Source organism: Clostridioides sp. ES-S-0006-03 (assembly GCF_020662275.1).
Lineage (GTDB): Bacteria > Bacillota > Clostridia > Peptostreptococcales > Peptostreptococcaceae > Clostridioides.
Map to the genome: position 1 here is coordinate 275,863 of NZ_JADGMM010000003.1, position 23,391 is coordinate 299,253.

Below are 23,391 nucleotides of genomic sequence, written 5' to 3' on the forward strand. Positions count from 1 at the left end.
TCCTTAATATAACTTATTATGAACTTCACTCTATAGATTAACTTTAATGTATAATTTTTCTCTGAATATCATTATATTTATACGAAGTCTGCAGTTTCAACTAACCTATTATACAAACCATCTTCACTTAAAAGTTCCTTATCATTTCCAGATTCTATTACCTTGCCTTTATCTAATACATATATATTATCAGCACTCTTAATTGTTGAAAGTCTATGAGCTATTATAATAACTATCTTATCCTCTATATACTCTTTCAAGTTGTTCAATATCTCTTTTTGTGAAATATTATCTAATGCTGAAGTTGCTTCATCCAAAATAAGTACCTTTTTATTACTTACTAATGCTCTAGCAATTGATATACGTTGTTTTTGTCCTCCTGATATTTTGACCCCCTTTTCTCCTACTACTTCATCCAATCCCTTATCTAGATTCTCTATAAACTCATATAAACAAGTAACTTTTAATATCTTATTTAATTCTTCATCTTTTATTTTATTATTTAGTACTATATTATTTTTTATTGTATCATCAAATATAAATTGATTTTGAGTTACTATATCAATACTATTTCTTAATGATTTTAAATTAATATCCTTTATATTAACATCACCTATTAATATATCACCTTCATTTATATCCCAAAGTCGATATATTAGATTTGTTATTGTTGATTTACCACATCCACTTCCACCAACAATTCCAGTTACGTCTCCTTCTTCAAACTCTAAATTTATATTATTTAAGACAGTATTTGAATCATCATTGTATCTAAATGATACATTTTTAAAGTTTATCTTTTTAATTTCGTTATTATCTATTTTATATCCATTATTATCGACTTTAATATCTATCTCTTCATCTATTACTGAAAATACTCTATCAATAGATACTTTCGATTGTGCTATTCTAGTATTCGCCCTTACAATAGCTATACATGGTCCAATTAACATTCCTGTGTATTGTTGAAATGCTATTAATTCTCCCATTGTCATCTTATTATTTATTATTTTATATCCACCAAGTCCATATATTAATATTGTTATCAATCCTGTTAGTACTTGGGATATAGCTATATTACTACTAATAATCAAGTTTAAATTTAAATCTTTTTTTATTAAAGCTCTTTCTCTTTTTAAATATTTATTAAAGAAGTTCATCTTTGAATTTAATATCACAATATCCATAATGTTAGATACATACTCTTGAATCAAATTTGATAAACTTCCTGAATCACTCCTTATCTCATAAATTTTCCTAGATATAAGTTTTGTCATTTTATTTTGAGAAAATGTTAATATCAACTGTAAAAATAAAACTACTAAAAATAAATCAAACTGCAAATTAACCAAGAAAACTAATGATATTAAAGCTTTAAACACATTGACTACAATATCAAATATAATCTCTGCTCCAAAATTTTCTATCATAAATATATCACTTTCCATAATAGATAATATATTACCTGTTTTCTTACTTGAGTAATATCTCCCAGAAAGTTTTGATATATGGTTGAGTAATTTTACTTTTAGATTTATAGTAACTTTATTTTTTATTGAAGTATATAAATATGATAGTATAACATCAAATGTAGCTGATAATACCCTTATAAAAATATATATAAATACTAAATTTATAAGTAGCGAAATATTCTTATTTCCTATCCCATCATCTATTATATATCTAGTTATTTGAGGTATTATAATATCCACACCAGCAATTATAAAAACCATTATAAATGATGCTATTAGCTTAATCTTATTTTTATGTATTATTATATTTAGTATTCTAAATAAATTGTTATTACTAATTCTTTTCATCTATTTTACCATCTTTTATAGTTATAACTCTGTCAGCTGTCTTTGCAATATTATCATTATGAGTTATCATAACTAGTGTTTGTCTGTACTCTTTAACACACCATTCAAGCATATTCATAACTTCATTTGTTGTCTTACTATCTAAGTTACCAGTAGGCTCATCTGCAAATATAACTGATGGTCTATTGGATAATGCTCTCGCTATTGCAACTCTTTGTTGTTGACCTCCTGATAGCTCATTAGGATATTTCTTTATTTGTTTTTCAATCCCTAATTTGTTAATTAATCCCATAACATACTCTTTGTCTTCTTTCTTACCATCAAGTGATACTGGAAGTACTATATTATCATATACATTTATAACTGGTATTAAATTGTAACTTTGAAATATGAAGCCGAATTCTTGTCTTCTTATTTCAGATAGTTTATTATCATTTAACGTATATAAATCTACATCATCTAAGTACACATTGCCTAAAGTTGGCTTATCTAACCCTGCAACACAGTGAAGTAGTGTACTTTTACCAGAACCACTTGCCCCTACAATAGCAGTAAATTTGTGAGGCTCTATTTCCAAATCTACACCATCAAGAGCCCTAACTTCACTCTCACCTTTTCCATATATTTTTTTTAAATCTTTTACTCTAAGTATTTTCATAACATATCTCCATTCCTATATTCAAAAATCTATATTTTTTTAAATCAAATTTTCGTAAATAAGATCTACTGCCCTGGTTAAATCCTCTAATTGATATAAATATACTCCTTTGTAGTCAATGTCAATATTAAACTCTTTATTTAAAGTAGTTAAAAGATCATATGCATTATAATTTCCAATACATGTAAAGTTGTTAAATAAAGAATATTCATTTACAAAATCAAAATTTATCTTCGTTTTTGAGAAATCTCTATTTATCACATGCATTATTTGCTTTGCTATATCTAATCTTATCAAATTAGATCTATAACTTGGAATGTACAAATTTTCTATTTTTAAATCCTCTTTATTTTGGCTTCTTTGAATGAGTATTTCTTCTAATTCATTAAATTTAATATCAGGATTCTTTTTTAATATATTTGCAACAATACCAGTTGCCACTGCACAAGCTTTACTATTTTTACCAAAATGAGTTACTTTATCTTTAAATTTAATAAAATTATCTTTTGAGTTTGCATACATCTGAATCTTATTTCTCTGTTTATATATGTACTGATTATTTTTATATATATTTTCATTACCTACTACACCAATAACACTTTCAAATATAGTAGGAATACTTTCTTTCTCTGCATATCTATTATGTTTTGAACAAATAATAAATCTACCTTGGCTATTCAAAATATTACAAACTTTTTCTAATTCTTTTTCATATTTACTATTAATAGATGCAGCTGAAATATTTATTATCTGCATATCTGACATAGTCAACTTGCTCAATGTATTAAGAAGATTTAAAGAACTTGTTTTTCCAGAATCATTAAAGATATTAATAGGATAAATTTGGACATTCTTACTTATATTTAATATAGTTTTTGATACAAAAGTTCCATGCCCATTTATATCATTTATTTCCCTCCCCCCCAAATCTTCCAATTGAAAATTTGAATCATAAACATAATTTCCATTCATATCATCATCATTTATATCTAATCCTGTGTCTAAAACTGCTACTTTTACTTTACTCAATTAATAATCACCTCCAAAATACATTACTTTAGATATAAAACCAATTCTTACCATACTATAGGCTCTAAAATATTTTTCATTTTTTTACAATTTGAAGCAAACATTTTTTGGTCATTTTTCAAAGTATATATTTTTGATGGACAAGTTGTACAAAACAAATTTATTTTACAATCTTTACACTCTTCAATATTTACTGGTTTTAATTTATCAAATCTACTAAACATATCCATTTTTCTATTAAGAATATTCTCTAATATGTTTTCATTAAATTCCAATATATTGAACATCTTTAAATCCTTATATTCTAAGTTTGGACATGGATATACATCCCCCTTGTAATCTATACTTATCTGATTAACACCTGCTTTACACATATTTGAACATAAACTATTTTTATCTACATAATCATCTTTACAAATATAGTCAATATCAAGTTTGTTATTAAGATATTTGCTATAGTTCTCATTTCCTCTACCAATGTTCATAAAATTTCTTATTATAGATGTTGTGCCCAAATCTTCATTCAATTTATTAAATTTATCTATGTTTTTTTCATTATTCTTTCCTACAACCATAGATAAACCTATGTTCTCGAACCCTTTTGATTTTATAAGTTTAATCACATTTAATACTTTACTGAATACACCTTTACCCCTTACTTTACTACAACTTAATTCATCATAGCCGTCCAGACTAATTTCTATTGCATATAAATCATTAATTATATTATCAATCTGGCTCTCTTTAATTAAAGTTGCATTTGTAGATAAAATTATCTTCCCTTTAAATTTTTCTTTTACATAATCCAATATTTCTAAGAAATCATCTCTTATTAATGGTTCTCCACCTGTAATTGTTAATATTCTTGGATTTAATCGAGCTACATTATCTATTACTTTTTTTACTTGAGATGTCTCTAAATAATCATTATTGTCTATTTTAGAGTCTACACAGCAATAATCACAACTTAGATTACATCTATTAGTTGGAGAAAATGAAATTTTGTTTATTCTCTCTAGTCTAAATTCACTTATAATAGAATCACTTATAAGCCCTATAGATTCCAATTCATTTATAACTCGTTCATAATATTTTTTATCTTCGTTTTCTTGGAATACATCATATAAATTATCAAGTTGTAATTCATTATCTACTGAATACTTTATAACTTCATAACATTCTATTGGAATTTTAATCCACCTTCCATTTACCTTATTACTAAGAATAACTTGATTATTATTTATTATTTTTTCGCATATACAATTTAAAAAATATTTATTTGAGCTATTCATTTATTTCACTCCTTTCCAATATATTTAAATTAGCAATTTTATTCACTTTCTTTTATACCACTTACTATACTAAGTTTATTTATCATTCTATTAGAAAAGTAAACTGCAATAACACAAACGAAAACAGATATTGAGCCAAATATTAAAATTTCAAATGTTGGAATTTCAAATTTAACAGAATTACTTATACCATATATCTGTTGATTAAGTTTATTAGTTTCAGAAACCATTTTATAATAATTGAAACTAGATATAATTCCAGCCACAATCATACTTAATATTCCATATATAATATTTTCTTTTATTAACATTCTTTTTACATGTTTTTTAGGCATTCCTACTGCCCTGAATGTACATATCTCACTCAATCTTACAATTATATTTGATCTAACTATAAAAATAATATTTATAGATGATATTAATAAAACTCCAAATACACAAATCATTGCTAATTTATATGAAGAATCATTATAGTGATCACCAAAGTGATTACGTACATATCTTCCCTCTATATCTGAAAACCCATTTTTTTCTATTATATTGTTTATTTTTTTTATTACTTTTTCATCTGTTCCTTTTTTTATCTTGACGAAAGCTTTATTATAATCATTTATCCCTGTCAATTCTTTTAAATCCTTTTCATTAAATATAACTTGAATTCCACCTGATTGAGATTCTCCATCTTGCTCTGATATATAGCTATTTTTCATTATTCCAGCTATTCTTACTTTTGTATTTATATATTTATAATCTCCATCTTTATATACAGGCATTTTTATATCTACTAAATCTCCTACTTTGGGTGACTTTATAATTTGAGCGTTATTTGACATTTCAATTCTAGAATAAAAATTATTTACTAACAAAATATTTTTATAATCACTCTTTGTATAACTATATACATTTTCACCTTTGTCTATATACTTATCTATATTATTTAACAACTCTTTATTGTAACCCCTAATTAAAACTGTAGATTCATTTTTATTATTTATTCCAGTTCTGTCTAATTCATCCAAATAACTTTTTTCTAGTTCAGCATTTCTTAGATATCCATCTAAATAAATATTAGGTTCAATATCTGTTACATCATCAATAGCTTTTATTTCATCTAATAAAGAGTTATCGTACTTAGAAAAGGTATAATTTGCATTTATTGGTGAATAGCCCAAATAAATATCAAAATTACCATATGATTTACTTGTTATATTAGCTGCTTCTGACTCTTTTCCATATATGAACTTTGTAGAAGTTAAGCTCCCTATAAATAAAATTCCACATAGCGCTATTGTAATAATAATTATTATTGATGTAACCTTATTCCTAAATATATTTTTAAAAGCTATCTCATTTATAATTCCAACAACTTTTTTATTTGATTTTAACAACAAAAACTTAGGAACATAATTTAATTTATCTGTCTTTTTTATAGCATCAATTATAGATAAATTTCCAGCTTTATATATAGGTACTATAGAGGCTAATATAACTGCTATAATCGACATAATGATAGATTCAATTATAGAATTTGTATTTATAGTTAATTCTGCACTTTTATCATATACAATCATAAGACCTAAATAAGAAAAAACTATACCTCCAAGTAAACCTATTACTATACCCACGGATAAAACTACAATACTCTGAATAAAAAATATACGTCTAATATTTTTCTTATTAGCTCCAACAGCTCTAAGTAAACCAATTTGCTTGGTCATATCTAATATTATTATGTTAAACATGTTATATATTACTAATATTGCACATAATAAAGGTAATAATCTTTGTTTTATTGAGTAAGTTGTTGTTTTTGAAATATTTTTCATAGACATAGCCATACTTACTTCTGTATTTGGATAAAATTCATTATTTGTTAACTTATATTTTACCCCTAGATTCACTACTTTTTGAGTATCTAAATCTTTTGTATTAAGTTTTAATGTCCCCATATGATTTATTAATTCAGATGGAACAATATCTTTGCCATCGTTTGAATATGTAAAAGCTCTTACCTTATATTCATTTAAACTTTCATAGTATTCATCTGGTTTACTTAAAATCCCAACTATTTTAAATTTCTTATCTTTACTGTAAATAGCATTTTCATTATTTTTATTTACATACTCATTAACAATTTGAAAATCAATAGTTTGATTTAATTTAACATCTAGTTTCATTTTATCTAAAACTTTTTGCTCTATTACTAATTCATTAGAATTTCTAGGTTCCCTACCTTTAACCAATTGATATCTAGTAGAATCTAAAAAATTTTTATTGTAAGAACACAAATTTATAGATGCCCCATTGTTTTTACTTACAATTTCTCCAAATTTAAGTACATCATTGAATTCCTTTATATCTTCTTCACCATTAAGTTTTTTTACTATATCACTACTTACATCTTCATAAAAAGCATGATAATTGCCTGAGTTTTTGTATGCATGATTTATATCTGATTGTCCTTGAGACTCTTTAATAACACTTAATGAAAAAACTAGCATAACAGCAATCCCTATACTAAGTATTAATGATAAAGTTTTTCCTTTTTGTCTTTTTAAATATGACACTGCAAGTTTAATATTAATCATAATTAGAATTCTCCTTATTCACATTTACAAGAAAAACTCTATAATCTAAAATGATAGATTATAGAGTCCTATTCATTAAATACTAACTAACTTGTTGCGCTAGTTAAATTTAATTATTAAAAATACTAGAGTCTAAAAAAGCATATTTCATTCATGAAAACTACATCTAGTACTTTCAATATTTAATAGATTGATTAGTATTTTTTAATATGCTACTGTTCCTTTTGGAGTTTTTCCTGCACAATCCTCCATACAGTCTATTTGCGAAATTATTCCATGTGTGTCATAATACCATTTGCATGGATCTGCTTGCACCTCAACATCTTGAAGTTCTATTTTTTCTTCGATTTTTCTTATATGTATCATAATACATATCCCCCTTTACTTTTATATTATATTTATTATAACTAGTTAAACTAGGTTATAAACTACATAGCTTTTTTGTTGTTTCTACATAAACTCTTTCTAATCCACAGTAAATTGGAACTGGAGTATAGAATCTACCTGTTACCTTTTTATTTATAAGTTTACATCTAGTTGACATACAATAATCAAATCTAGTACATCCATCACACTCTTCATTCTTAGATGTATAAATTTTTATAAGGCTCTTAATTTTTTTATCATCCAATCCATCATATATATTTCCTAGTAAAATATCCTGTTCTCCAACACATACTGTACATGGATATACATCTCCTCTAACATCTATTGCATAACTATTTATACCTCCAAAACAGTCTCCTTTTTTCTTGTTTATAAATTGTTTATCTAAAATGGAGATATCTATATCAGGATAATTTTTTTTAATATCCATAATTTTACTAATTTGTTCATTTAATATTTTAATATGAGAATCATCCCAATTTTTATCCATAAAATCTGAAATTGGAGCTATATTTTTAAATCCTTGCTTTGCTATATCATATACACTCTCATAAAGATACTTAACAGTATTTGAGTTATATGTCATTCTTGCCCTAACATATATACCTTTCTCTATAAGTCTTTTTCCATTTTCTATTACTTTTTCATAAGTACCTACTCCATTAGCATATATTCTATTTGTATCATGTATATTCTTTGTTCCATCAATACTTATTGATATATTTTTTACATTCTTTGCTATAAACTCTATTACTTCATCATTTATAATAGTTCCATTTGTAGTTATATCAAATAATATTTCTTTGTCATTCAATCTATCTACTAACTCTTTATGTATATACTTAATCAAATCAAAATTTATAAACGGTTCTCCTCCATGTAAAACAATTGTTGTATAATCACTATCACTTTCTAATTCCTTATTACAAATAAAATTTATTGTTTTATCAGCAGTTTCATAACTCATATTTTCTTTTTTTTTATCATTTCCTTCATAGCAATATGTACATCTCAAATTGCAGTCTTCAGTTACAAATATGGTAAATTTCACTTAACTTCTTCATCTCCCCATATAGCTATATTTAAATTATGTTTCATCATCCTACACCATCTATCCAATTCTAGTTCATTATCCTTAACTGAATCTAATATCGCTGGGCAATGCCAACAAAAAATATTTACATCACAATTTTTACATTTTTCAAAGTTATATGGATAAATGCTTTCTAATTTAATCAAAGACTTTAAGCTCCTTGTTTTATTTCCTTTTATGACTTGTACAAATTCATTGTCAAATATATTTCCCATTTTATATTCATTCTTTATCAGTGAAGGACAAGGATATACATTTCCATCATAATTTATAAATATTTGAGAATTTCCTGCATTACATGCGCAACATCCCATTTTTTTATTTTTTTTATCTTTAAATTTTTTTAATTCATTATCTAAAATATAGGGAATCGTAATTGGAAGAACTGTATCTTCAAACAGATAATTTTCTTTATTTTCTAAACCTCTTCCTGTTGGAATAAAACATCTTTCAACGAATTCTGTACCAAGTTTTTTATTTAAATCTTTAAATTGTTGATTTAAGTGAGCATTTTTTTGACCAAATACCATAGATAACTTTATATTATTGAATCCATTCTCTTTTAATAGATTCACAGAGTTTATTACTTTATTAAATACACCTTTTCCTCGTGTTTCACTACAAGTATTTTCATCTACTCCATCAATACTAATGTCTATTTTTTCAAAATTATCTATAATAAAATCAATGTTATGTTCATCTACTAAAGTTCCATTTGTAGATAATATTAATTTAGTATTAGGTAATCTTTGTTTTATATATTTAATTATCTCAAAGAAATCTTCTCTTACTAATGGCTCTCCTCCAGTTACAACTATATGAGAAGCATTTAAAATTGATATTATATCTACTATATTTTTTAAATCATATGTGCTAAGTAAATCTTTCTTATTAGAGGACGATTCAACACAACAATGTTTACAAAATAAATTACATCTATTTGTTAAACAAAAATAAATTGCTATCTCATTGCTTAATCCTCCAATGTTTAAATTATTACTTTTAAAAATTTCATTTTTATTCATAATATCTATAAGATTGATAATATATTTTCTATCACTTTCATCATCAAAACAATTTACAAAATCATAGGCATTCATTTTATTTTCTTGGCTTAAAAGAAAATACTTATATATTTCCTCCGATAGTCTAATATATTTTCTAAATTTTTTATTATAAATTATTACTCGTTGATTTTTTCTATAAATAATTAAATCTTCTATATTAAAACTCATTTCTTCAGAATCTATCATAATTAAGTCCTCCTTAAGCTAATAAAACGTTTTCTTTCGAGTTTTTTTAATAAATATTTATTGCCAATATCAATTCCACTATATATCAATTACTACATTACTATTTTTATATTACTCAATATAAGCTTTACTAAGCTTATATTTTAAGATTTTTTCATTTTTTACTCCCCCCTTTTCTACTTAAATTTATTTAGCATATATCCTGTTAACAATATGACTATTATATCAACTATAAAAGTTATCAATGTTTTAAATCTTTATAAATATAAATCATATTATTTTTGTTCTATGCTCTTATTTAGAATTAAAAAAGATGTTATCTTATTAGCGCAAGATTCGATTATTTTTATTGCCTCCAAATCTTATATGCTTAAAAGATAACATCCTCTATATCATTTTTCAATGCTATTTATCCAACTAGGCATTTTAAAGCTCCAACTGGAATTATTTTCTAGATAATGGTATATAAATAGTAGTTGTAAACTTATTTTTATCTGAATATATTTCTACATTTCCATTATATTTTTCTACTGAACTTTTTATACTACTTATTCCTATTCCATGTAAAAATGAGTCTTTTTTATCTGTAATAATTTTATTATTCTTTAATATAATCTCATTTATTTTTGTATTTTCACATTTAATTACAAATAATCTATTTATAATAGTTCCTCTTAATTTAATCTTTTTTTGTATATTTGTATCGTAAATCTTATTACAAGCTTCTATTGCATTATCTATCATATTTGAAAATATGCTACACACATCCGCCATTTCTATAAAATTGCATTCTAAAAAATTAATATCTACTAAAAAATCTATGCCATTTATATCACAAATAGATTTTTTCTCACTTAAAATAACATCTAAAATCATACTTTGTGTATTAAATATAGTATTACATTCATTTATTTGCTTATTTATATCTTTAATATACTTCTCTGCAATCTCATTTTTACCATAAATATTCTTAATACAAATAATATGATTGTTCATGTCATGGTATAGTTTTCTTATTTTCGACTGATATTCCTGTAAATTTAAATAGTATTTATATTGCATATTTATCTTTTCTTTTGTAATTTCATGTTCCATCTTTAGGTTATTGTCTTTTATTATTCTACCTATAATACTTACTAACGAAATATTTGAAAGTAAAAATACAATTGATATAACAAGTATTGTCAAACTTTCGGTAGGATTAATACTCTTATCTTTAAAAATAAATCCAAATACAACTATTATGCTAACAATATTTGCTATTAAGGGGAAAAATAAATAGATACAATCCTTCTTGTTTATTTTTATTTTTAATCTAATAGCTTTAAGTAATGGTATTAATCCTATTAGTAGTGATTTAGATATAATTATTAATTCTAGTTTTAATAAATTATTATTTAATAAATCACTCATCTCTTGTATAGAGTTAAGTGTGCCTACTATACTTAATCCAGTACTATCAAATCCGATTAATAACATCCAATATAATAAACTTATAAACACACTTTTCCATTGGTCCACCACATAATTACTTCTATACAATAGATATGTAATAAATATACATATAAATAACTTAACCTTTATATCAAATTCAATTATAGTCAAGGTAGTAATTATTATAATTGCAATTAGTAGACTACTATTTAAAACTGACTTGCTCTTTCTTAGCTCACTAAGTTCATCTAATATAAATTTTAATACAATCCATTCTATCATTGTAGAAAATAAAGTTAGAATAATCCCCCATACATCTATCCCTAACATAATACATCTCCCAATACATGTGTTAATTTTGTCTTTAAATCAGATATTCTATATTTACTGACTGGAATATTTTCATTATTAATAACTACAGTATTTTTGCATATAAGTTGAATATATTCCATGTTTATTAAATAGCTTTTATGACATCTAAAAAAATTATATTTTTCTAATTCTAACTCTATTTTATCCATACTATTATTAGTATTATAAATACCATCTGTAGTATGTATAGTCAAAACCTTTTTCCTGACCTCTATATACATAATACTATTAATTAAAATTTTGTTGATTATACCTTTATTTTCTATCAGCATAAAGTTTTCTCTTTTTTTAATAATATCTGATATACAATTTAAAATATTTTCATTTAAATCCTCAAAATCTATAGGCTTTAATAAATATCTATAAGCCCTTACCTTATAACCTTCTTGTATATAGTCGACTATTGAAGTTATAAATATTATTTCAGAAGTATCATTTGTTTCTCTAATTATTTTAGCTACATCCATCCCTGTTAGTTGAAGCATTTGAATATCTAAAAAATATATATCAACTCCTTCTAAAGCAGACTCCAATAACTCTTCTCCTGAATTAAACTCTAATAGTTCAATTTGACTAGAAACTCCCTCTAAGGATTTTAGTATACACTCTCTTAAGAAAACCATTTGTGTAATATCATCCTCACAAATAACTATTCTATACATAAAAATCCCCCCTTATCCCTTAGATAAAAAAACAGTTAAGGCTACACATTTATAAACTACAGTACCTCCTTACTATTCCTAAACTTAAAGAGTTGGCTATCCTATTTTTGCTTAATCCTTATTCCTTTAACTTTTTATATTCTCTATCTCCTTTTTTATTCTATTACCCTCTTCATTAATCCATTTTCATTTTTTCTTTTCACGCTTCTTTTTTCATTACTTATAGAATGTTTTTAATAAGTATCTATGATAGTTTTCATACATTTTTATTATCTTGATGTTACACTGAGTCTAACATCATATAAATGGTAACAAAACTTTGTCATTTACAACAAAAAATTCTCCTCTATTTTTAGCATGTTTGCACTAAAGATAAGGAGATTTTACAGATTTATTAATAACAATCAATACTTAATATGGTTTAAGCTTATTGCCTCATTAATAATTTTGTATACTTTTTAAATATCGAAATTATTAATGTTTTATGATTGTTATGATAATATTAAAAGATGATAACAATATAAAAAGCTCCCTAACTAGAGTACTCTCTTACCAAGAATGACTGTATAAAAAGCTAAGAGTAAGTCGCCAAACTTAAGAACTCATGACTTTTTTTATTTATTTTTTATTTCATTATAATATAAATTTTAACATAATTCTATTTATTAGTATACAATCTTTAATAATTATATATATTAATACATGATTGATAGAACACATCTTAAACTTAGTATCATATAACCTTATTTATCATGTATTTAACAAGACAATTATAAAAAAACTTCCCCCTACTATCCTCCTTAAAAACTATCCCTCCATTGACATATAAAAGCTTTCGTGATAGTATCTAAACGTGTATTAAACACGTTTAATTTTTTTATGAGGAATTCTTAAGGGGAAAAATATGAAAATAGATTCAAAAAAAGAGCAACTAATTAACACAACAGTTCAGCTATTAACTTCAAATAGAGATATTTCAAGTATCACAGCTAGAGAAATCATAGCTAAAGCAAATGTCAATTTGGCTATGATTAATTATTATTTTAAATCTAAAGAAGCACTAATTAATACTGCTATTAAGAGAATTTTAAAATGCCATATGGATGAATATAAAACTACACATGATAAGCAAAATCTAACACCTAAGCAAGAGTTAAAAGAAATGTTAATGACATTTTGTGATGTTATAATTTTATATAGTCAATTTATAGAGATTTCTGTACCTTACATATTAGTTCAAGAAGACATTATTTATCCATTTGAAATATTGCCTTTGATTAGAGCTCATTATAAAAATCACGACAACAATAAAACTGAAGAAGATTACAAGGTTATTGCATATCAAATAACTTCATTTATACAGTTAGTTCTTCTTCGTTCTAACGCCTTTTTAAGATACAGTGGTATTGATATTATGGATGCAGAGAAAAGAAGTGCTTTAATTGACTCTCAATTAGAGTTATTTTTAATAGACACCATAAAATAGTACTATTTCAGTTTAGTATTTATATCTATTTAGTATTATGTCTATTTAATACTATTTCAGTTTAATTATATATCTATTTAGTACTATTTCAGTTTAATTATATGTCTTTTAGTTTTGATACATAACTCAGCCATACTCTGACAGAACTTAAAGATATTCTCATGGACTCAAATACTTACATTAAATAAAGGGGGAATTTTAATGTTTTTTACATTTATAGGGATAATATCAGCAGTTTTATTGATATGTACAATTATATGTGGACTTTGGATAAAACTTAATAATCGCAATAATGACTCAAATTCTCACTTTACTTTTTCAATACTTTCAATTGTATTTTCGTTATTGATTGTGGTAGCTTTTTTAGTAAAAAAATAGTGTTTTTATATTATAAAATAAAAATATATAATTATTTTACAAAAAAGACTACCATTTATACATCAACATATCTTTTATCTAAATAATCGTAACAATACCTTTTCAAAAATTTTTCTAACTCAAACATTACAAAAAAACACCCAATTCTTACAACGAGACTTATATTCCCATACACCTTTCAAATGCTATCATTGACTTACAAGATAAATGAAAGCGAGGATGATATATATGCTTAAAGTAAACAATTTATGTAAATCATACAAGGCAGGTAATAAAACGTACCCTGTATTAAAAAATATTTCTTTTGAAATCAATAAAGGAGAATTCGTTGCAATCATGGGTGCATCTGGAAGTGGAAAGACAACTCTCTTAAACTGCATTTCATGCTTTATACCAATTGATGAAGGTGAAATAACTCTTGGAAACAATAATATAAGAAACCTACAAGAAAAAGAACTTTCCGAAGTTAGAAATCAGCAGTTGGGCTTTGTATTCCAAGATTTTATGCTGTTTGATGGTCTTAGTGTCTTTGAAAATATCTGTGTTCCACAAATTATCAAAGGTAGTAAAGTTATACAAATGGAAAACCGTGCTACTAGCCTATGCAAATTATTTGGTATTGAGCATATACGCAAAAAATACCCTGCTGAAATATCTGGTGGTGAAAAACAGCGTACAGCAGTAGCAAGAGCTCTTATGAATAATCCAGATTTGATATTAGCAGATGAGCCAACTGGTAATCTTGATAGCAAATCTTGTCGTACAGTAATTGACTCATTCCTAAAAGCCAAACAAGAGCTAGATGCCACTATATTCATGGTTACACATGATAGCTTTGCTGCAAGTTTTTGTGACCGTGTCATTGTCCTTAAAGATGGAATGGTCTACAAAGAAGTCGTAAAATCAAATTCAAGACGTGAATTCCTAGATGAATTATTGGAACTTTTAAAAGAAATGGGAGGCGGTCAAGATGACAATTAATAAATTATATGGAAAACTTCGAGCCTACAATTGGAAAAACTATACAACATTATTCTTTTGTATAATACTTTCTGTAGTCTTAGTAACTTCATATGCTTTAATTTATTTTAGTCCTACAGTGCAAACAATCCTTCCAACTGGAGGAGATAGTAGAAAACAAGCCATAATGATATTTGCAGTTGCTATATTAGGATGTGCTGTTTTTACTACTTATGCCTCTTCCCTATTTTTAAAATTTAAAAGTAGAGAAATTGGTATTTTTATGGCTCTAGGGACAGATAAGAAAAAATTGAAAAAAATTCTATTTTCAGAAATACTTCTTATTTCAATAGTCTGTTGTTTTTTAGGTCTTCTATTGAGTATGCCTGTATCTTTTGGTATATGGAAGATATTCCAATTGGTAATTATTGATACAAGAGAAATGACATACCACTTTGGAACTCAAGGATTTATATATGGTTTCATATTTTGTATATTTGTAACTCTATGTATTTTCTTACTTTCAGTAAAATTCATCAATCGTACAAATATAATTGATATACTAAATGACCAAAGAATCTCTGAACCAGTGCATGAGGTAAAAAGTTGGTATGGTATATTGGGAACATTTTTTATGGTATTAGGACTTCTTCTAGGTTATGTAGTACCTTCAATAGTCATAAGTGAACTTAATTACATGATGCCATCTATATGGAACATTACGTATGTATTCTCTGCTATTGGAATTTACATGATTATGACATATGTAGTAGTACATGCAAAAAGAGGAAAACATCCAGAAAAATACTACAAAAATATTATATCTACTAGTATGATGAGATTTATGGGCAAGCAAACTGTAAAAAATATGTGTGTTATTGCATTTTTAATTGCAGGAGCCTTATTTGCTGTATTCTATATACCTAATGTGATTGCAGGAATTAATGAAAATACTAAAAAGAATCCTATAGATTACACATTCACTTATAACCAAAGAGTGAATCAAATATCTAAAAAAGAAATTGAACAGTTGGCAGATAAGCATAAAGTAAAAATCCAAAACTATATGGAACTTCCTTCTATTGAATTAATTGTAGATGGTACAGAATCAATATTTAATAAAGATAGAACTATTGATGATGTATATATGAAAAAACATTCTTTAGCCATGTTCTTTAATTCTAAGGATTTCTCTAAATTAATTGATAAACCTATCACTATAAAAAATGGTGAATATCTTGCTGTTGTAAGTAAAGAAAATAATAATAGAGATTATGATTTTCCAAAATTTATATCAAGCCCAGCCACAGAAAAAGAAACTCCTTTTAAATATTCTGGAAACCTAATATTTAATGGTTCTTTCTTTCAAAATGCTCGTATGACTGCTTATGTCCTTAGTGAAGACGATTATAATGCATTTACTAAAGGTTTATCTATAAATAACTACAATAATTCTATCCTATTTAATGTAGATAAAACTACAGATACCTATGCTTTTGCTAATGATTTAAAGTCAGAGATTATAAAAAGAACACCTAAGGAAATGGGAACATACACTATGTATGATGAATATGTGAAAAAACGCAATGAATCAACTGGTCAAAAGTATTTTTTGGATGAAGAATATCCAAGTGGAGAAGGTTCTTTAAAATTAACTCCAGATAATAATCAATTATATCTCCAATGGAAGTACTATCCTAATTTTAAAACTTTGCAGAGTCAAGATATGATAAAAAATACAGCAGTATTCTTGATGTTATTTATCTATGTAGGTATAATCTGCTTTACGGCTGTGGGAATCATTGCATATACAAGAGGTGTTACAATAGCAGTAAATCACAAACAGATTTTTATAGATTTGAGTCGATTAGGTGCTAACAACGACTATATAAAATTCTGTATTCGCAACCAATTAAAGAAAATCTTTTCATACCCTCTTATTACTGGAAGTTTTGTAATATATCTTTTTAACTTTATGATTATGGTAAACAATGATGGTAGAATTGTTCATAGTGAAGTCAATGCTCTTCTGATAAATCTAGGTTTACTAGTGGTTTGTGGGGTTTATATGTACCTTATATATCTGTTGACTTACAAAAAATTTAAAGAAATTGTTGGAATTTCAAAATAAGTTTGCTTGAATTATTTTAGATAAAACTTCTCTGAGTAAGTCTATATAATTCTTATCTGTACGATTTTAGTCAAAACTTATTTAATTAAGACTCTACTTTGCTACCTAGACATATTTTCTCTTTTATGTATCTAGGTAGAGCTCAATTTATTATATACTTAATTATATAAATATAAAACTTGAAAGGAGAATAATCATTGATTTCAATTTGTATTTGTGATGACGAAAAACAACAAAGAAGTATGCTAAATAAAATCATCACAAGAGAAATGGATTTATGGGGCTATCCCTGCCAGATAAAAGAATACTCAAATGGAGAAAGTCTAATATATAATCTAGAACATGAAAATTATTATATGGACATCATTTTTTTAGATATTGAACTTGGAGAAATTAATGGAGTTGATATAGCAAAAGTCATTCGAAAATACTCAAAAGATACTATAATTATCTTTGTCACAGGTTTTTCTGACTATGTATTTCATGGATATGATGTAGGAGCTTTAAACTATATCTTAAAACCTTATAAAAGTGAAAAAATATGTGAAGTCTTAAAAGAAGCACTAAAAAAATTAGAACAATGGAAAGAACACTTTATTACGATTCAGATTGGAACTAACCTTTGTAAAATCAATACAAAAGACATTCTCTACTTTAAAAGTGAATTAAGAAAGCTGACTGTAGTAACCTCTGACAAATCTTTAGAGTATTATGGAAAACTAAATGATATGGAAGATATTCTTCCATCTAATTTTATACGTACACATCAAAGATATATTGTCAATCTAAACTATGTAAACAGTATAAATCAAACATATGCTAAAGTACAAAATGAAAAAATTCCTATAAGTCGTCAAAAATATCAAGAAGTTGTAGGAAAATTTACAAGACATATGCTAGAATCTTAATTTTTAGAAAGGTTTTCAAATGGATACTTATTCAATAATATCAAAAGCTACAATTTATATTACAGTTTTACTTAGCATTTTTATGGCCTTTTTTCTTTATAAGCTAACATCTTATTTTATAGATTTTAGGAAACATTGGATTTTTAAAATAATATTGATTTTGGGTTATTCTATTATTGGTCAAATGATAATATGGCTTTCTGACCCTGTAAATATACTTTTTACACTACTTGGATATTTTATACTCCTTATAGTCTGTAGTAAAAGTAGGTTGATTCCTATAATATCAGTTATAATGATACTCTATCCTATTATAGTTGGTGTTAATTTTCTTTTTATAAACAATCCTCTATATAGAGAACTTGTAAGCTCAAGTGAGTATACTGTAGTACTTTCAATCTTTAAGATAGTTTCTGCCATAATTAAAGTATTTTTATGGTTTTTGATACATTTTTTCTTAAAAAATAGATTAGTTAATATAAAACAGTACCTTACAAATCGCATATGGATTTTTATTGATATAGTATGTATATCCTCATTTTTATCAATATTAATTGCCATTATTTTGCCACCCACTAATTTAATTCCTATGGGTAGCGATTATAATATTATTTTAGGTAACTTACCTTATGGTACTTATCTAATTATTTTATCTGCAATCATAGCTAATATTGGTGTGATACTTCTTTTAAATCCATTAATTGAAAATGTAAAGATGAAGTTAGAAAATCAATCGAATCATATAAAAGAAGAATATTACGACTTACTAGAGAATCAACAGGTTCAGATACGCAAAATACGACATGATATAAATAACCACTTCCAAATGATTGAGTCTTATTTAGAAGTTGAAGATATTGATGGAGCTAAAGATTATTTTACACAATTAAAACTTAGTTTTGGGACTTTAAGTGGTAAGCAATTTTGTAAAAACCCTGCCCTTAATTCAATTTTAAATCTTCGTCATACAGAATTGGAAGAAAATAGTGTTGATGTTCATTTTAATATAGATATAGACAATCACTTTGGTATAGAGCCAATGGATTTATGTACTATTTTTTCAAACTCTTTGGATAATGCTATAGAAGCATCCTTAAAGATTTCCGACTTATCAAATAGAAAAGTGGTGCTAAAAGCACGTTGTGAAAATGAGTATTTTAGCTATTTATTAACAAATAACAAGGTAAATCCTATCATTAAAAAACATGGTTTATTTATTTCAGATAAAGATAATAGTAAATCTCATGGATATGGTGTTGAAAATATCAAGGAAATTGTTGATAAGTATAGTGGAGAGTTGAATATTTCTTATACTGATACAGATTTTTCTTTATTTCTTTATATTAGGTTGTGTTAGTATTAAGCTGAGAATCTTAATATATTTAAAAAACTCCAAAAAGGAAAGCCAGAAATGACTTTCCTTAATTTATATTTTAATAATAATATAAACACATATAAATTGTGAGCTTTTTCAACTGTCTCAAAGTGATTTTAATATTTCATTTTTAGTAAGCATTGATATATTAAACTTAAATTTAAATATATTAAACTTAAATATAGTAAATAACATCCTAACTGTATCTATTAGAATACAATTTCCTAGATTTTTCAGTTACCTTTTTAATAAAATCTGATTTATTATCTGTATAAGCATCACGATTATGCTCATATTCCTTCCATAATTTCAACTTAAGATTCTCATATTCCTTCGCAACGCTTGGATTATCAATCAAATAATCTCTAAAAAATAATTCATCATTGTCTCCTGCATATCTTATATGTAAATGAAAAACTCGTTCTGCAAACCCATCTACTGTATATCCTTTATTAAATGAAATCCTATCACCACTTTCAGACATGCAAATATAGTCATCTGACTCAATTATCTCTTTAATCTCTTGCATATTACACTCAGGCTTTATCTCCATCAGTATATCAACAATCGGTTTTGCATAAATTGTATTCACAGCAGTACTTCCAATATGACTTATTCTCACAATTTTTTGCATAGGAAGTAGTTCAGTTAGTCTAGATTCTTCTTCTTTAAACCAATCTTTCCAACATTCCCTATGATTAGTTAAAAATATAGGAAATAGCTTCCATAACTCTTCTAATGTCATATCTGACAGCTGTTTTCTCATAAACCAGTTTCCCCCTTTTAGATTAGCAAATTTGATTGTTCTTTATACAATTTTATTGCTTTTGATTTTATTTCCTTCTACAACTTTATTAATTTTGATTTTATTTCTTTCTACAACTTTATCTCTTTTTTAATCTTACTTAGAGAACACTCAGCTTCATTTTTTATTAAATCATTTTTATCACTATATAAAACTTGCTCAAGAATATCTATACTTTCTTGAGTCTTAAAAGAAGAAAGGCACATTACGCATTTCCAAATAATTAAATCATCTTCCGAATACTTTTCCATTACACTTACAATCTTTTTAAAGTAATATTCACTAGCTACACCTTGATTATAAAATATCATAAATCCTATAGCATCAATTACCTCAGAAATCTTAATCCTATCATCACTCTCTAAAACGTCAAACAATACAGGTAAAATCTCTACATTCATCCTTGCTAAACTTCTTGCAATTATATCCCTTGCCAATGGATAACTCTTCTTTTTAGAAACCCTGTCTGGCAAATATTTATGTTGATTATTTCCTATTGTTCCAAGATATTTAATCATCTGTTTTGCAGTATAAGTATTCCCATTTTCAAGGGCATTACAAATCTCAATCTTCGTATATAGAGATTTTTCAACGCAAAGCTTTCCTAACAAAAACTCTACAAATTCTTTATTTTCGACTCCATATCTTTTTGACATCAAATTTATATAAACTGACCTTTCAACTGCTTTTGATGAACTTGCTAGTTCCAATAACTCTTCATCTGAATAAGATTGAAATTTATTGATATATTCTTCTGTAATAAAACCTCGCTTTATCAACTCTTCATTAGTACTTTTCATAAATTAACCTCATACTATTATTTTTTATCAGACATAAAATAGTTAAACAAGATTAGTGATATAATAATTTATCATATCCATAGAATAAGGAACTTCTTCTCTCCAAATCCCTTTTGCCACATTATTAAGACACATCAAAAATTATTACAATCGCATATAAACTCATTTAGAATGTGATTTCTACTGGACAAACAGGTAAATATTTTTTCATATTATTCTCCTTAACTAACTTAAAGTTATATATTTACTTTTAATTGGTACAGTTATATAATACTATATTTATTACGTCAAGGTAACAGATTTTATTTGTAGAAAGTTTCTTTATTTATTGTAGAAACTTTCTATATTCATTTAAGAACTTATAAGATATTTTTTCAATACTCAAATACAATAAGAGGTATCAACATATTGCTGATACCTCTTTTATATACTTAACATAATCACTTATTAATATATTTACAATATCTACACAATAAAAAATTAAATATGAATGATTAGAGATTAAATATTTTATGCTGAAATATAACACATGCACCACCACATTCCGCATTTTCTATTCTGATTGAACCACCAAGCATCTCAACTAATTGCTTGACAATGTACAACCCCAAACCAGAATGCCCATCCTTAGTTTGTCTAGCCTCATCACCTCTATAAAATTTTTCAAAAACTTTATGCATATCTTTAGCACTAAATCCAGTACCAGAATCACAAATCTCATATGAGATATATTCTTTTTCTGCCTTTGCTGATATTTTGATTTTTCCGCCTTCTGGAGTATATTGAAGACTATTGGATACGATATTATCAAAGATTCTTTCCAATTTCTCTATATCAATCAAAATAGATTCTTCTATATCACTTTGAATGTTTAAAGTGATAGATATTTCTTTTTTCCTAGCCTCTAATTCATAGTAGTATACTTTTTGCTCCAAAAACTCAGTCAGATTTATAGGAACTAACTGTAACTGAATACAAGATTTTTCAAGTTCAGAAGTATATTGCATTTGCTGAACTAGTGAGACACTTTTATCTACATTTGCTTCTATAACTGCAAGATATTGACGTTGTTCTTCACTAATCTCAGTATCATCAATCAGAGCTTCTGAATATACCTTTACAATAGATAATGGTGATTTCAGGTCATGTGCCAATGCCTCTACCATTTCTACTCGTTCCTGTTCTATTTTCCACTGTGCAGATAAGGATTTTTTTAATTCTTCTTTCATTTCTGAAAAAGCACTACATAGATTTCCTAGTTCATTATCCGCGTAATAATCTATTTCAAAATCAAGGTTCTTTTCTTTAATCTTCTGTGAACTATCCATCAAGAGTTTTAGTGGTCGATTGATATTTTTAGCAAGAATTCGAGAAAATAGTATTGTAAATCCTATAATATATATAAAAGGAGATAACAAAACAAGAATAATAACCCTATCGTCTCTCCACAACTCATTTTCATTTCCATTTGCATAAGTAAGTTTCAACTGATAAGCAAGAAGGACAGCCCCTTTGATTTTTCCACTATCATCAATAACAGGAACAATCTTGACAAAATTTCCCGAATCTATAATTTTAGTATTTAGTTTATTAAATAATTGTTCCTTTGTTTCAAAAATTTGTTTCTTATATGTACCATATAAAAAGTTACTGTCATTATCTACAACCTGATAGAATAATCCGTCACCATGAATCATATTGTTCAAATCTTCTGCATTTGAAGGAGATAGAATAGTTGTATTTTTTTTATGAATGTATTTTTCTATTTCTGGTATCTGCTGTTCATAATAATTTTCGCCATATATGTCATTATTATTTAAAGCTCGAATAAACAACATAATTACTCCAGCATAAGTAATCAGTGACGCCAATATGCTGGTGATTATAATTAAAAAAAGTGTTCTGCGAAACTGTGCTGAAAGTGACCGATTCTTTATGCTTTTCATTATATGAAAATCTC

The 23,391-nt window shown here is 25.9% G+C and carries 20 protein-coding genes; 6 read left to right on the plus strand and 14 right to left on the minus strand.

Annotation, left to right across the window (positions count from 1 at the left end; translation table 11 throughout):
• Nucleotides 1–77: 77 nt before the first annotated feature.
• From IR151_RS05700 to IR151_RS05745, 10 genes are all read right to left on the minus strand, one after another.
• The gene (locus tag IR151_RS05700; RefSeq protein WP_227433552.1) at nt 78–1,820 is read right to left on the minus strand and encodes an ABC transporter ATP-binding protein; all 1,743 of its coding nucleotides are present in this window, start codon (nt 1,818–1,820) and stop codon (nt 78–80) included.
• On the minus strand, nt 1,807–2,478 hold the full coding sequence (locus IR151_RS05705) for an ABC transporter ATP-binding protein (protein WP_227433553.1): 672 nt from the start codon (nt 2,476–2,478) through the stop codon (nt 1,807–1,809). Before IR151_RS05705 ends, IR151_RS05700 begins: the two co-directional genes overlap by 14 nt.
• A gap of 39 nt (nt 2,479–2,517) precedes the next feature.
• On the minus strand, nt 2,518–3,507 hold the full coding sequence (locus IR151_RS05710; RefSeq protein WP_227433554.1) for a S8 family serine peptidase: 990 nt from the start codon (nt 3,505–3,507) through the stop codon (nt 2,518–2,520).
• Nucleotides 3,508–3,554: 47 nt separating this feature from the next.
• Entirely contained in the window at nt 3,555–4,799 is a 1,245-nt protein-coding gene (locus tag IR151_RS05715) for a radical SAM/SPASM domain-containing protein (RefSeq protein ID WP_227433555.1), read from the minus strand.
• Between the two features lie 38 nt (nt 4,800–4,837).
• Nucleotides 4,838–7,387, minus strand: coding sequence for an ABC transporter permease (locus IR151_RS05720; RefSeq protein ID WP_227433556.1), 2,550 nt, complete (start codon nt 7,385–7,387; stop codon nt 4,838–4,840).
• A gap of 204 nt (nt 7,388–7,591) precedes the next feature.
• The gene (locus IR151_RS05725) at nt 7,592–7,753 is read right to left on the minus strand and encodes a hypothetical protein (protein ID WP_227433557.1); all 162 of its coding nucleotides are present in this window, start codon (nt 7,751–7,753) and stop codon (nt 7,592–7,594) included.
• A gap of 55 nt (nt 7,754–7,808) precedes the next feature.
• Entirely contained in the window at nt 7,809–8,825 is a 1,017-nt protein-coding gene (locus tag IR151_RS20385; protein WP_227433558.1) for a radical SAM/SPASM domain-containing protein, read from the minus strand.
• Nucleotides 8,822–10,120 (minus strand): radical SAM/SPASM domain-containing protein, encoded by a 1,299-nt coding sequence (locus IR151_RS05735; protein ID WP_227433559.1) that lies wholly within the window; start codon nt 10,118–10,120, stop codon nt 8,822–8,824. Before IR151_RS05735 ends, IR151_RS20385 begins: the two co-directional genes overlap by 4 nt.
• A 444-nt stretch (nt 10,121–10,564) precedes the next feature.
• Nucleotides 10,565–11,884, minus strand: a complete 1,320-nt coding sequence (locus tag IR151_RS05740) for an ATP-binding protein (protein ID WP_227433560.1) — start codon at nt 11,882–11,884, stop codon at nt 10,565–10,567.
• On the minus strand, nt 11,878–12,588 hold the full coding sequence (locus IR151_RS05745) for a LytR/AlgR family response regulator transcription factor (RefSeq protein ID WP_227433561.1): 711 nt from the start codon (nt 12,586–12,588) through the stop codon (nt 11,878–11,880). The genes IR151_RS05740 and IR151_RS05745 overlap by 7 nt, the downstream gene beginning before the upstream one ends.
• Before the next feature lie 904 nt (nt 12,589–13,492).
• On the opposite strand from IR151_RS05745, the gene IR151_RS05750 reads away from it, so the two are divergent.
• The 6 genes from IR151_RS05750 (at nt 13,493) to IR151_RS05775 (ending at nt 19,808) form a co-directional block, all read left to right on the plus strand.
• The gene (locus IR151_RS05750) at nt 13,493–14,074 is read left to right on the plus strand and encodes a TetR/AcrR family transcriptional regulator (RefSeq protein WP_227433562.1); all 582 of its coding nucleotides are present in this window, start codon (nt 13,493–13,495) and stop codon (nt 14,072–14,074) included.
• Nucleotides 14,075–14,275: 201 nt separating this feature from the next.
• Nucleotides 14,276–14,452, plus strand: a complete 177-nt coding sequence (locus IR151_RS05755) for a hypothetical protein (RefSeq protein ID WP_227433563.1) — start codon at nt 14,276–14,278, stop codon at nt 14,450–14,452.
• A gap of 228 nt (nt 14,453–14,680) precedes the next feature.
• A complete protein-coding gene (locus IR151_RS05760; RefSeq protein ID WP_227433564.1) occupies nt 14,681–15,433 on the plus strand; it encodes an ABC transporter ATP-binding protein in 753 nt (250 codons plus the stop codon).
• On the plus strand, nt 15,423–17,543 hold the full coding sequence (locus IR151_RS05765; RefSeq protein WP_227433565.1) for an FtsX-like permease family protein: 2,121 nt from the start codon (nt 15,423–15,425) through the stop codon (nt 17,541–17,543). Before IR151_RS05760 ends, IR151_RS05765 begins: the two co-directional genes overlap by 11 nt.
• A 197-nt stretch (nt 17,544–17,740) precedes the next feature.
• Entirely contained in the window at nt 17,741–18,451 is a 711-nt protein-coding gene (locus tag IR151_RS05770) for a LytR/AlgR family response regulator transcription factor (protein ID WP_227433566.1), read from the plus strand.
• Nucleotides 18,452–18,470: 19 nt separating this feature from the next.
• Entirely contained in the window at nt 18,471–19,808 is a 1,338-nt protein-coding gene (locus tag IR151_RS05775; RefSeq protein WP_227433567.1) for a sensor histidine kinase, read from the plus strand.
• A gap of 214 nt (nt 19,809–20,022) precedes the next feature.
• On the opposite strand, the gene IR151_RS05780 is transcribed toward IR151_RS05775, so the two are convergent.
• From IR151_RS05780 to IR151_RS05795, 4 genes are all read right to left on the minus strand, one after another.
• Complete coding sequence (locus IR151_RS05780; protein WP_227433568.1) at nt 20,023–20,592, minus strand: GrpB family protein; 570 nt, start codon at nt 20,590–20,592, stop codon at nt 20,023–20,025.
• Between the two features lie 110 nt (nt 20,593–20,702).
• Nucleotides 20,703–21,431: a HEAT repeat domain-containing protein gene (locus IR151_RS05785; RefSeq protein WP_227433569.1), complete on the minus strand. Its 729-nt coding sequence runs from the start codon at nt 21,429–21,431 to the stop codon at nt 20,703–20,705.
• Between the two features lie 42 nt (nt 21,432–21,473).
• Complete coding sequence (locus tag IR151_RS20390) at nt 21,474–21,566, minus strand: aminoglycoside 6-adenylyltransferase (RefSeq protein WP_227433570.1); 93 nt, start codon at nt 21,564–21,566, stop codon at nt 21,474–21,476.
• 359 nt (nt 21,567–21,925) lie between these two features.
• A complete protein-coding gene (locus IR151_RS05795) occupies nt 21,926–23,377 on the minus strand; it encodes a sensor histidine kinase (RefSeq protein WP_255621504.1) in 1,452 nt (483 codons plus the stop codon).
• Nucleotides 23,378–23,391 lie beyond the last annotated feature (14 nt).